At 35.0% G+C, this 10,943-nt stretch carries 14 protein-coding genes and 1 pseudogene; 12 read left to right on the top strand and 3 right to left on the bottom strand.

What is annotated here, in order from left to right; all coding sequences use genetic code 11:
- The first annotated feature begins 555 nt into the window (after positions 1–555).
- On the top strand, positions 556–1,179 hold the full coding sequence (locus AB6N09_RS01615) for a hypothetical protein (RefSeq protein ID WP_411131214.1): 624 nt from the start codon (positions 556–558) through the stop codon (positions 1,177–1,179).
- 62 nt (positions 1,180–1,241) lie between these two features.
- Here the strand turns inward: AB6N09_RS01615 and ribD are convergent, their stop codons facing one another.
- Together ribD and AB6N09_RS01605 are read right to left on the bottom strand one after the other, a co-directional pair.
- On the bottom strand, positions 1,242–2,321 hold the full coding sequence (gene ribD, locus AB6N09_RS01610) for a bifunctional diaminohydroxyphosphoribosylaminopyrimidine deaminase/5-amino-6-(5-phosphoribosylamino)uracil reductase RibD (RefSeq protein WP_411131213.1): 1,080 nt from the start codon (positions 2,319–2,321) through the stop codon (positions 1,242–1,244).
- Complete coding sequence (locus tag AB6N09_RS01605) at positions 2,321–3,520, bottom strand: deoxyguanosinetriphosphate triphosphohydrolase (RefSeq protein ID WP_411131211.1); 1,200 nt, start codon at positions 3,518–3,520, stop codon at positions 2,321–2,323. The genes ribD and AB6N09_RS01605 overlap by 1 nt, the downstream gene beginning before the upstream one ends.
- Before the next feature lie 47 nt (positions 3,521–3,567).
- Between AB6N09_RS01605 and AB6N09_RS01600 the strand changes: the two genes are divergently transcribed.
- Both AB6N09_RS01600 and AB6N09_RS01595 read left to right on the top strand, forming a co-directional pair.
- Complete coding sequence (locus AB6N09_RS01600) at positions 3,568–4,032, top strand: HesB/IscA family protein (protein ID WP_411131210.1); 465 nt, start codon at positions 3,568–3,570, stop codon at positions 4,030–4,032.
- A gap of 24 nt (positions 4,033–4,056) precedes the next feature.
- Positions 4,057–4,731 carry an ABC transporter ATP-binding protein gene (locus AB6N09_RS01595; RefSeq protein WP_411131209.1) on the top strand — a complete coding sequence of 225 codons (675 nt, stop codon included), beginning with the start codon at positions 4,057–4,059 and terminating at the stop codon, positions 4,729–4,731.
- A 250-nt stretch (positions 4,732–4,981) separates the two neighbouring features.
- On the opposite strand, the gene AB6N09_RS01590 is transcribed toward AB6N09_RS01595, so the two are convergent.
- Complete coding sequence (locus tag AB6N09_RS01590) at positions 4,982–5,680, bottom strand: alpha/beta hydrolase (protein WP_411131208.1); 699 nt, start codon at positions 5,678–5,680, stop codon at positions 4,982–4,984.
- Between the two features lie 160 nt (positions 5,681–5,840).
- Between AB6N09_RS01590 and AB6N09_RS01585 the strand changes: the two genes are divergently transcribed.
- From AB6N09_RS01585 to AB6N09_RS01545, 9 genes and pseudogenes are all read left to right on the top strand, one after another.
- Positions 5,841–6,992, top strand: coding sequence for a cysteine desulfurase family protein (locus AB6N09_RS01585; protein WP_411131207.1), 1,152 nt, complete (start codon positions 5,841–5,843; stop codon positions 6,990–6,992).
- An 83-nt stretch (positions 6,993–7,075) separates the two neighbouring features.
- Positions 7,076–8,049: pseudogene (locus AB6N09_RS01580) on the top strand (IS481 family transposase).
- A 137-nt stretch (positions 8,050–8,186) separates the two neighbouring features.
- A complete protein-coding gene (locus tag AB6N09_RS01575) occupies positions 8,187–8,528 on the top strand; it encodes a helix-turn-helix domain-containing protein (protein ID WP_411131206.1) in 342 nt (113 codons plus the stop codon).
- Positions 8,529–8,585: 57 nt separating this feature from the next.
- The gene (gene rpoZ / locus AB6N09_RS01570) at positions 8,586–9,014 is read left to right on the top strand and encodes a DNA-directed RNA polymerase subunit omega (protein WP_411131205.1); all 429 of its coding nucleotides are present in this window, start codon (positions 8,586–8,588) and stop codon (positions 9,012–9,014) included.
- A 36-nt stretch (positions 9,015–9,050) separates the two neighbouring features.
- Entirely contained in the window at positions 9,051–9,296 is a 246-nt protein-coding gene (locus AB6N09_RS01565; RefSeq protein ID WP_411131204.1) for a monovalent cation/H+ antiporter complex subunit F, read from the top strand.
- Between the two features lie 6 nt (positions 9,297–9,302).
- Positions 9,303–9,587, top strand: coding sequence for a monovalent cation/H(+) antiporter subunit G (locus AB6N09_RS01560; RefSeq protein ID WP_411131203.1), 285 nt, complete (start codon positions 9,303–9,305; stop codon positions 9,585–9,587).
- Between the two features lies 1 nt (position 9,588).
- On the top strand, positions 9,589–10,116 hold the full coding sequence (locus tag AB6N09_RS01555; protein WP_411131202.1) for a DUF4040 domain-containing protein: 528 nt from the start codon (positions 9,589–9,591) through the stop codon (positions 10,114–10,116).
- Positions 10,109–10,528 carry a Na(+)/H(+) antiporter subunit B gene (locus AB6N09_RS01550; protein ID WP_411131201.1) on the top strand — a complete coding sequence of 140 codons (420 nt, stop codon included), beginning with the start codon at positions 10,109–10,111 and terminating at the stop codon, positions 10,526–10,528. The genes AB6N09_RS01555 and AB6N09_RS01550 overlap by 8 nt, the downstream gene beginning before the upstream one ends.
- The gene (locus AB6N09_RS01545; RefSeq protein WP_411131200.1) at positions 10,525–10,851 is read left to right on the top strand and encodes a cation:proton antiporter subunit C; all 327 of its coding nucleotides are present in this window, start codon (positions 10,525–10,527) and stop codon (positions 10,849–10,851) included. The genes AB6N09_RS01550 and AB6N09_RS01545 overlap by 4 nt, the downstream gene beginning before the upstream one ends.
- Positions 10,852–10,943: the final 92 nt, after the last annotated feature.

The raw sequence follows: 10,943 nt of genomic DNA, 5'->3' as shown, positions 1-10,943 counted from the left end.
AAAAACATTGGCATCTTTTTAGCCTTAGACGCTGCAATTTAGCTGCTTTTAAACCGCAACTAACCTTAGCTTAATGTTTAAGAAATTTACCAAGCAGAAAAAAAGACAAAAGAAATCCCGTGGTAGAAGTTGCTCACTCTCTAATCCTGTAAATTGGCGCACTATACTGTCTTGAACGACTTATAAGCGCGTTTCAGCTTATATAGGGAAAAACCTAGAAGTCTAGGTAAAATTAATAAAGACATGAGGTGCGCATAGTGCAAAAGTTAAACATAAGACGCCAACCGTGATACTTTCGTCGTTTAATCTGCACAGATTGAAGCTAAATGAATAGTTCCAATTCTATGATAATGGAACTGGCGGAGGTTGTCAAGTAGTTTTTTAGTTCTATTTTTATGGCTAAAAAATCTAAATCCAGCCAGCTGCGGATAGTTGGTGACAGCTTAGAAAGCAGACTTTTAGCTCAAAATTATACCTAAAAAAAATAACTTGATTGTGTGTGCTAATATGTGTATATGCTAAATTTATTATTGGTCTCATTAAAGGAGGGTTATTATGAATACAAGCATATGGAAGTGGGGAAACACGGCGCACATAACAAAAATGGGCATTGAAGGTACAGTTGCACTTGCGTCTTTAGCGGCAGCAATAACAACGGTATTAATTGCTACTAATATAGTTGCTGTACCTGAGTCTTTAGCGTTTATTAGCACAATTGTTAATCCTATTGGAATTGCAGCGCTGTTTATTGCTGCCATATATTTCACTATACTAGCTATTTCTTCGTATCAGCAAATGCACAAGAATGAAGAAATACGTGAAGCTGGGACATCAGCTGAAAATGCTAAAGTGACTAAAGAAGTAGAGGAGCTAATTCAGAGCAAAATTGAAGTAAAAACTAAAGATTTAGTTATTCAAGAAGCACTAAAAACTATGCTGAAAGCAAAAGCTGACAAGAAGTATGTTGATACTGGATTGGCTAAAAAAGCTGATGCATCTGCACTGAGAGCAAAAGCTGACAAGACTTCATTGGGGGAAGTTCAGGGAAGCATTACAAATTTAACTAATAATTTGAGTGAGAAACTGAATTCAAGCGATCTCAAAGAAAAAGTTAAGACTGTTTTACAAAATCCTGAAGTTACTGCATTGCTTAAAGAATCAATATCTCAAGAAGCCTAATTTAAATGGTACAAGAGGTAGATTTTCTACCTCTTTCTTTATATTCAAGCATATAAAAGTTATTATAATCTATCCCAAACCTCGACTATATCCTCATCAAAGTCTATTACTTCTGCTTTTTTGAATCGGTAGCAGTTGTTGATGGATTGAATTCCTAAATCTCCTACAAAAGGAATAGCATCATTGCCTAGAATTTTACCGCTGCGGCAGATTATCAGCCTGTCGATTAAATTATGCTTCAGTAGCTCTGTGATTAGCGTTCCTCCACCTTCAACTAATAACCTTGTTATGCCAGCCTCTGAAACAAGTTTTGATGCCATATCTTTTAGGCAGACTTTGCCTGCACTGTTTGAATTGACTACTAGATAGTCAATGTTTTTTATTTTTCCCTCTACTTCTTTATTTGTAATCACCCAAGTTGTTACTTTGTCTGCAGTCTTTGCAATATTGTGCTCTTTTTTCAATTTTTCCTGACTATCAATAATTAGTCTTGTGGGTAACCTATCTTCAAGATTTGGTAATCTGCAAGTCAAAAGTGGATCGTCATTAATAAGGGTATTACTGCCAATCATAATTGCATCATATTTTTCTCTAAGTTCATGTACCCAATTCCTTGTGTTTTCACTTGTTATCCATTTGCTATCACCTGTAAATGTTGCGATTTTTCCATCAAGAGTTGTTGCAATTTTGCAAGCTGTAAATGGTCTGTGTAATTTCCGAGTGGTGAAGAAGCCGATATTCAATTTTTCTGCCTCCTCTTGCATAATTCCTTGTTCCACTTCAATTCCTGCTTCTTTTAGGACTTTAATACCTCCACCTAAAACTCTTGTGTCAGGGTCGATTGCTGCAATTACTACCCTTTTTATTCCAGCTCTTGTGATTTCCGCGGTGCAAGGTTCTGTAACTCCAAAATGGCAACATGGCTCAAGAGTAACGTACATAGTTGCGCCATGAGCCGAATCTTTAGCATTTTGCAAAGCAACTATTTCTGCATGGGGACGCCCACCGATTCCTGTATAGCCTTCACCAACTACCACACCATCTTTTGCAATGACACACCCAACAGCAGGATTTGGTGCAACACTTCCAAGGGTTTTTTCAGCAAGCTTTAGTGCAATTGACATGAAATGATCGTCGGTCATTAGAAAGAAGTCATTTCGTATGAGGTATCAAAAATTCTTCTATGCTCGTGTATGGCAAATCTGTCTGTCATACCAGAGATGTAGTCGCATATTACTACTGAACGCTGAAATTTATAAGAAAGCTTGTTCCATTCTGTGGGCAATAATCCTGGATTTTCATAAAAACACTGGAAGAGCTCCTGTACTATACGTTTTGCTTTGTTCATCGTTCTGTTCAGTTTATAGCTTCTGTATATTTTTTCCATGTTGAATTTTTTCATTTCTTTTGTGGCGTTTGCAACTTTTGGTGAAAATGTAACTAGCATCTTATTTAAACTTCTTACACCCTCTACATTTTCTATTTTGTAATCTTCAATATTTTTTTTAGTCTGAGAAACAACATCACTTATCATAGCCCCTATAGTTCTACTCAGTGATTCATGTATAAGTTTGTTCTGAGATAGTTTTGAATATTGGCTTTTTACATCTTTGAACGTGTCTCCGATTAAAGGAATATCGAGCAAATCTTCTACAGTTACTAAATTTGCCCTGAGTGCATCATCAAGATCATGGACACTGTAAGCAATATCATCAGCAATTGAGGCAACTTGTGCTTCAACGCTTGAGAATTCTTCAAGTTTTAGATCATATTTTTCATTATATTCTAGCAATAGTTGATTATTTGTGTGGGATACTGCATTCCGACCAAGCAAAGGACCGTTATGCTTTGCAACGCCTTCAATAACTTCCCAACTTAGATTCATACCATCAAAGTCAGCATGTTTTTGCTCAAGATAAGTTAAAATCCTTATAGCCTGAACGTTATGGTCAAATTTATACTTCTCGCTATCAAGATTCAAATCTTGAACTGATTTCTTTAGAGCATCCTCTCCTGTGTGACCAAACGGAGGATGACCAAGGTCGTGTGCAAGCGCTATGCATTCAGTAATATCCTCATATAAACCGAGCCTTCGTGCAATAGATCTTGCAATTTGTGCAACTTCAAGGCTATGAGTAAGCCGAGTGCGATAGTAGTCGTGTTCATAATTGATAAAAACTTGTGTTTTGTATTCCAATTTTCTAAACGCATTAGAGTGAATGATGCGATCCCTATCACGCTGAAAACAGCTGCGGGTTTCATCTTCTGGCTCTTTAAAATATCTTCCTCTTGTTTTACTTGGGAAACACGCATAACTTAATAGAAAATTATTGTTTGACATGTAAAATTTCTACTATAATAAATTATCAATAATAAACGGTAGTCACTATGTCAACAGATTACAATATTAACTTGACTGACAATGCGCTAAAGAAAATTCACTCCCTTGTAGAGCAGGAAGAGGACAACAGTTCTGTTTTACGGGTTGCAGTTTCAGGTGGTGGGTGTTCTGGCTTCAAGTATAATTTTCTTATAGATCAAATAAATAAAAGTCTATCTTTGAGTGATGACGACGATGATGATGGTTACGATGATGAATTTGATGACGACGATGATGACGATTATGAAGAAAGCGAGGATTATAGAGGCCATTCTAGCTTTAGCAGGAAAAGCAAAGATATAGTAATTAACGACGAAAATGGAAATCCTGTATTAGTGGTTGATAATTGTTCGGCGAAATTTTTAAATAACTCAGTTATAGATTATACTGAAGATCTAAGTGGTTCTGGGTTTCAAATAAAAAATGCTCTTGCTAAGTCTCAATGTGGGTGTGGTAACAGCTTCTCAGTTTAATTATGCCTCCTAGGCCTTTTCAACATGGGTGGTGATGTAGCGCTGGAGCTAACTTCTGTAGATAAGAGCTTCAAAGAAGCTCCTGCTGTTATAAAAGATATAAATCTAAAGGTCGCGAAAGGACAAGTAGTTGCATTGATTGGCAGTTCAGGATCAGGAAAAACAACTATATTGCAAATTGCAGGTTTATTGGATAAGCCGACTTCAGGTATAGTAACAATAGATGGAGTAAATTGTACACAAGCCAGCAATAAACATAAAACTCATATAAGAAGAAGTTTTCTGAGCTTTGTTTATCAATTTCATTATTTGTTACAGGAGTTATCGATATTGGAAAATGTTATGCTTCCTCAACTTATTGCGGGAAGAAGCAAAACTGAGGCAATAAAAAATGCGCAGACAATGTTGGAAAAATTTGGTCTGGAAGACAAAGCAAGTAGTATGATATCTGAAATTTCTGGCGGAGAGAGGCAAAGAGTTGCAATTGCAAGAAGCATTATAAATTCCCCAAGACTTCTACTTGCAGATGAACCAACGGGGAATTTAGATCCAACAAATTCTTTGAATGTGTTTTTGCTATTATATTCATATGTAAAGAAAAATAATAGCTCTATACTTATAGTAACACACAATTACCTCCTTGCAGAAAAGGCAGACTGTATTTTACAGTTAAAGGATAAATCACTGGTAAAATTGTAAATGGATGTAGCATAGAACTAAAATCTATTGAGCTACTATCTTATACTTACATAACCAATGGTCATTAACAGGGTATAGCCTGCACGAAGTACTTTCATTGCCTTTTATACACGGACTTTTTAACTTGCGTGACTTGTTTAGGGGGCATCCTGATAACATGGACGCAATTAAAACAAGAAATAACAACTTCCTAAACATAACAAAACCTTTTTGTTTATATTACTACACTTATTTTTCTTGTTTGTAAAGATTAAGCGTACTCTCTTATTTTCACCTCTTTTTTGGTCTTTTGAGAAGAAATAGCTGCACTATTCAAGCGCAGTTTTATATAGTTATCTATGATTTGAACTACCTCCTCTTCTTTATCTCTTAAAAAATGATTAGTATCGTCTATAATATGGTATTCCATATGGTCACTTTTGACTGAGTTCATCAACCTTTTTGCTAGTTCTGTTACATCGCTTTCTTCTGAGATTGTATCATTACTGCTTTGTATTATAAGCCCAGGAACCGGACAGGGAGAGAAAAAAGAAAAGTCGTACTTTGTTGCTGGAGGAGAAAGTGCAACAAAACCTACTACCTCAGGGCGACGCATTGTTAGTTGCATAGCTACCCATGCTCCGAAAGAAAAACCAACTATCCAAATTGGAACGTTACTAGGATTATGCTCTTGGAGCCAATCAATAGCTACTGCAGCATCAGTTAATTCTCCTATACCCTTATCGAAAGTTCCGGTGGACTTTCCTACACCACGGAAGTTGATTTTCAATGCAGAAAAGCTGTTGCCGATAAAAGATGCGTATATATTATGTATTATTTTACTATTCATATTGCCACCATATTGGGGGTGGTGGTGTAAAATTAGCACAACTGGTCTGTTAGCTTCCCTACTTTGGTGATATTCACCTTCTATTTTTTTTGCTGCATTATTTAAAAAAACTTCTATCACGGTAGCTCCTAATAAAAACCTGCTTGACAGGTATTAACTAATGTAAATCGTGTATATACTAATTATATATTAATTTTACTGTTTTTGCAACAAGCTTTTTATCATGTTAAGCTAATATATATGACTGTTATAGCGAGTAGTAAAGAGTTTTCTTAATTAAATGACAGATAAACCTTCAAGCCCCTTTTCTTTAGGTGGCAATTACGTATATGCTGACTATAATGCAACTTTCCCAATTATCGACAGTGTAAGGAAGAGTATACTTGAGGTCTTATCAAAACAAATTCTGAATCCTTCATCATTACACAGAAAGGGACAAGAGGCGAGAAAGATTCTTCAGGATGCAAGAGATAATGTTTGTGGGATTATTAGCGCTTTAGGTGATAAAGAAGTGGTTTTTACGTCTGGTGCGACTGAAGCAAATAATCTTGTTATGAGAGGAATGGCGGGCTATCGACATGTAATTTCAGCTATAGAGCACCCTTCAATTCTCAATTCTACGTGTAATCCCCATATAATACCCGTTAATCAAGAAGGTGTTGTTAATCTTTTAGAGCTAGAGAAGGTTCTGAGCAAACTTGAGGGAGATAGAGTAATAGTTTCAGTGATGATGGCTAATAACGAAACTGGGGTTATTCAGCCTGTTAAAGAGGTAGCTGAAATGGCGCATAAATTTGGAGCAATCTGTCACACTGATGCTGCTCAAAGCGTTGGAAAAATTGAAGTTAATATGGAGGATTTGGGGGTGGATTTACTCACTTTATCCGCTCATAAGTTTGGTGGTATAGCAGGTAGTGGAGTTTTAATATTCGACAAAAAGCTTGTAATAGAGCCTATTATAATAGGTGGTGGGCAAGAGAAAGGATTACGAGGTGGTACGGAGAATATTGTTGCAATTGCAGGTCTTTCTGCTGCATTGCAGGATATTCCATATCTTCTATCAAAAATGGATGAAATAAAGAAGCTACGCGATCAATTGGAGTATGGGCTGTTAAACCTTGCCAGCGGTATCAAAATCTTCGGTAAAAACTCCAAAAGGTTACCAAATACAAGTCTCATTTATATGCCGAAAGTAAGGAATGATATGCAACTTATGCATTTTGACTTAAATAACATTGCAGTTAGCAATGGCTCTGCATGCTCTTCTGGAAAAGTTGAACCTTCCCATGTTTTGCTTTCAATGGGGACAACAAAAGAGCAAGCAGAGTGTTCGATTAGAATCAGTATAGGTCCAAAAACTAAACCACGGGACGTAGAAAAAATAATGGATTGTTGGTATAATATCTATAAGATGTATGGTCCCAGAGTGTGATGGTATGATAAAATATGAGAAAAAGATACCATTGAAGGAGGAGTTATGGTTACATGAGTACACCCGAACAATAGCGTAGAGCAATACAAAATAGTAAAGAGAGTATATCAAAGCTTTCCAAGTATTATAACCTTAATCCAAAACTATTGTCAAATGGAGAAAACGCTCATTTACTAAAGACGCGGATATGGGTCCAAAGCATCCAAGATCAACTGTTTTAACTTTAGAAGAGGAAGCCATAATTGTTGCATTTCGAAAGCATACGCTCCTACCATTAGATGATTGCCTTTATGCTCTCCGGTCTACAATTCCCCATCTAACACGCTCTAGTCTACATCGTTATTTACAAAGGCATAACATTAGTAGACTACCAGACGTTAATGGTGAAGTTAAACCAAAAAGAAGTTCAAACAATATCCTATAGGATATTTCCGTATTGATATTGCAGAAGTCAGAACAGAAGAAGGTAAGTTATATCTGTTTGTTGCAATAGATAGAACATCTAAATTTACCTATGTTGAGTTGCATAACGGTGCTACAAAACCCATAGCTGCTGAGTTCTTACGTAATTTGATTCGAATTCTACCGTATAGAGTCCACGCTGTTTTGACAGACAACGGTATACAATTTACCAACCAGAAGCGCCATAAATACGCTTTCCAACACATATTTGATAGAGTTTTGTCAAGGACATGACATTGAACATCGTCTAACAAAAATTAGCCATCCTTGGACGAATGGACAAGTTGAGCGTATGAATAGGACTTTGAAAAATGCTACAGTTAAGAAGTATTATTATCGGTCCCATCAGCAACTCAAAGAGCACCTTTACGACTTTGTTATGGCCTACAATTATGCTAAAAGACTCAAAACTCTTAAGGGTCTTACCCCTTTTGAATTTATATGTTTACAGTGAACAAAGTATCCTGAATCATTTATAATGAATCCATACCATCACACTCTGGGACCATACATCTTATGTAATGTGAATTTACAAAATGACTATTTTAGCCTTGCAATTGCCATTCCTCTTGCTATAAATAATTTTTTTAGGTAAAATAATCGTTAAGATTAAAATAAACTTGATAAAAATATTAACACATGATCAATTTAAAGCTTTATATATTAATATCTATAATTATTTAGTACAAGCTATATGATATTAATACTTTGAGATATCAAATTTATGTTGTAATGTCTTACAAAGTTTTTGATAGTGGGTGTAAAAAGATTATGGAAATAATAATATCATTAGACAACGGTTTATGTTTTGTAGAAATAAAAAGGAAGCTACTTAGCATAATCAGCGAATTTATAAGAACAAAGTGTTGGACTCAAGCTCGTGCAGCAGAAGAACTAGGTGTTGATCAGCCAAAGATATCACAAATTAAAAATGGCAAAACAGACGGTTTCTCTCTAGAGCGATTGTTAGGATTCCTCAAAAAATTAGGCTTTGGAATAACAATTATAATAACAGAGAACCAAGCAGTAAAATTTGAAGAAGAAAAGGCAAAACATGAAGCTGAGTCTCAATAGAGAAGTTGACATTTTGTTTTTTGTAATGCAGTATAAAACTTATTAAGGTAGTATCTTATGGCTGAATTTGTTATAGAAAAATGCACAGAGCGGGTGAATAACCGTTTTAAGTTAGCTATATTGGCGAGCCAGAGGACACATGACTTGAATACAGGGGCAAGTAGTCCAATTGAGGCAGCTAAGTTTAAAGGTCATAAGAATACCATCATTTCTTTATACGAAATAGCAGAAAAACAAGTAGATACTCATGAATTATTTAGACTTTTGGTAAGCAGATGCAAAGAGTATATGAAAGGAAATGTGAGTAATGCTTACAGCAGTAATACGAGTAAGCTAGAAAAACTACTAAATTTTCCTGATGACCAGTTCAACATAGATTCCGATATGGATCAAGAAAGTGTTAATATTCAGGATGATGAGGTAGAAACCGAAATAGACGATCAAGACAGTGAAGAAATAGATGATGAAGTAGATAATGAAGAGTAGATTGAGCAGAGTACTACTGAAGTTTGTAATTTATAGATGATTTATGTTACTGTTTATATGCTGCTACTTTGTATTAGTGTAATGCTATGCCGTATAGTATCCAAACTGAGCGATATTTACGACAAGGTCCTAGCATTTAACAATTTTTCGACACAAGTAGTTTTACTCATAACAGCAATGTCGATTCTTCTGAACAATTTCTTTTTGCTTGATATAGCACTTTTGTACGCTAGTATTAGTTTTGTATCAACTATAGCACTAATGAGGTTAATGTTGCTTTGATAATTTATGATAGGACCTATTTTCATATTCTTAGGTATTTGTTTAGTAATCATTTCAACCATAGGGACAATCAGATTTCCTGATTTTTATACTAGGTTACATGCAGTAGGTATAATAGATTCCAGCGGTGCGATGTTATTGTTGATTGGTTTTGCTCTGCAAAATGAATTTTCAATTAATACTGTTAAAATAATGCTATTGATCCTTATAGTATGGATAGCTAACTCAACTAACAGCTATATTTTAGCGTGCACTTATTATAAAAGTAAAGGAAAAACTAAAGAAGGTTAAGATGCTAGAAATATTGAATGTAACATTACTTTTTCTATTACTTACAGTTACGGTTTTTATAGTTCTTTCAAAACACTTAGTTGTAAGTGGCATTCTAATGTGTGCATTTAGTTCGCTCATTGCACTTATGTATTTAATTATGAACGCACCTGATGTTGCAATTACTGAAGCTTCAGTTGGTGCAGGGCTCAGTACAGTTTTTATGTTTGCTGCGCTTTCTTTGATAAAAAACCATAAAGTAAATTTATCTCACAACCCTATAATACTTTTCTTTATTTTATTTTTGACTGTATTCTTATCACACTTTATAACTCAATTGCCGGATTTTGGCAGCCGTGACGCTCCAATCCACTTGCATGTTGCTCCTTATTATATAGAAAATACTGAAAAAGTTGCTGGTATTCCTAATATAGTGACGGCTATTTTAGCAAGTTTTCGTGGTTATGATACATTTGGGGAAACTATAGTAGTCTTTACTGCCGCACTTTGTATAACATTAACATTAAAAGAAGAAAAAGAAAATGATTAAAGATCCGGTATTAAATGCAATAACATTTTTAATGGTGCCTTTTATTATCCTATTTGCCTTATATATACAATTTCACGGTGACTACACTCCAGGTGGGGGATTCCAAGCCGGAATAATTATTGCTTCCGGAATAATACTATACTCAATGTTATTTGGTATATCCGTAACTTTAAAAGCAATACCCTATTCCGTAATTAAACTTACCAATATGCTAGGCATTTTAATCTACGGAGGAACGGGTATTGTAACAGTTTTATTTAACAAAAGTTTTTTGTCTTATGATATATTGTTAACCAACAACGTTGCAGGTCAAAAATTTGGTATTTTCCTCGTGGAACTGGGCGTAGCACTTACTGTCTTCTCCTCGATGTTGATCATATATGTAAGCTTTGCACGTATAAAAAAACAATGACTTTATATAATTATACAACTATTATTATATTAATGATGCTGGGCTTGTATACTATCATAAATGATAAAAATCTAATCAAGAAAATGATAGGGGTAAACGTTTTCCAAGCATCTGTTCTGCTATTTTATATATCTTTAGGATATATAAAAAGCTCTTCGCCTCCCATACTAGTTTCAAGTTTTTATTTATATAGTAATCCTATACCGCATGTTTTAATGCTCACTGCCATAGTAGTTGGAATTGCAACATTTTCAGTTGGATTGTCTATAGCAATAAAAATAGAAGAAAAATATGGAATAATTGATCAAGACCAACATATGTGAGTTAACAGTATCTTAAACTATATGAAGTAACAGGTAGCTACAAGCTAAAAATTAAACTATATGCTTACTTGTAGTAAGCTTATTTACTAATA

It is taken from the genome of Wolbachia endosymbiont of Tettigetta isshikii (assembly GCF_041154185.1).
GTDB lineage: Bacteria > Pseudomonadota > Alphaproteobacteria > Rickettsiales > Anaplasmataceae > Wolbachia.
The sequence above is the reverse complement of the archived record's forward strand: the minus strand, read 5'-3'. Positions and strand labels throughout refer to the sequence as shown.

Bases quoted from the DNA above. Each gene is read 5' to 3' on its own strand.
- AB6N09_RS01560 (WP_411131203.1), top strand. From the start codon at position 9,303: ATGATAGGACCTATTTTCATATTCTTAGGTATTTGTTTAGTAATCATT.
- AB6N09_RS01600 (WP_411131210.1), top strand. From the start codon at position 3,568: ATGTCAACAGATTACAATATTAACTTGACTGACAATGCGCTAAAGAAA.
- rpoZ (WP_411131205.1), top strand. From the start codon at position 8,586: ATGGCTGAATTTGTTATAGAAAAATGCACAGAGCGGGTGAATAACCGT.
- AB6N09_RS01595 (WP_411131209.1), top strand. From the start codon at position 4,057: ATGGGTGGTGATGTAGCGCTGGAGCTAACTTCTGTAGATAAGAGCTTC.
- AB6N09_RS01605 (WP_411131211.1), bottom strand. From the start codon at position 3,520: ATGTCAAACAATAATTTTCTATTAAGTTATGCGTGTTTCCCAAGTAAA.
- AB6N09_RS01565 (WP_411131204.1), top strand. From the start codon at position 9,051: ATGATTTATGTTACTGTTTATATGCTGCTACTTTGTATTAGTGTAATG.
- AB6N09_RS01545 (WP_411131200.1), top strand. From the start codon at position 10,525: ATGACTTTATATAATTATACAACTATTATTATATTAATGATGCTGGGC.
- AB6N09_RS01585 (WP_411131207.1), top strand. From the start codon at position 5,841: ATGACAGATAAACCTTCAAGCCCCTTTTCTTTAGGTGGCAATTACGTA.
- AB6N09_RS01555 (WP_411131202.1), top strand. From the start codon at position 9,589: ATGCTAGAAATATTGAATGTAACATTACTTTTTCTATTACTTACAGTT.
- AB6N09_RS01550 (WP_411131201.1), top strand. From the start codon at position 10,109: ATGATTAAAGATCCGGTATTAAATGCAATAACATTTTTAATGGTGCCT.
- AB6N09_RS01615 (WP_411131214.1), top strand. From the start codon at position 556: ATGAATACAAGCATATGGAAGTGGGGAAACACGGCGCACATAACAAAA.
- AB6N09_RS01575 (WP_411131206.1), top strand. From the start codon at position 8,187: ATGTCTTACAAAGTTTTTGATAGTGGGTGTAAAAAGATTATGGAAATA.
- ribD (WP_411131213.1), bottom strand. From the start codon at position 2,321: ATGACCGACGATCATTTCATGTCAATTGCACTAAAGCTTGCTGAAAAA.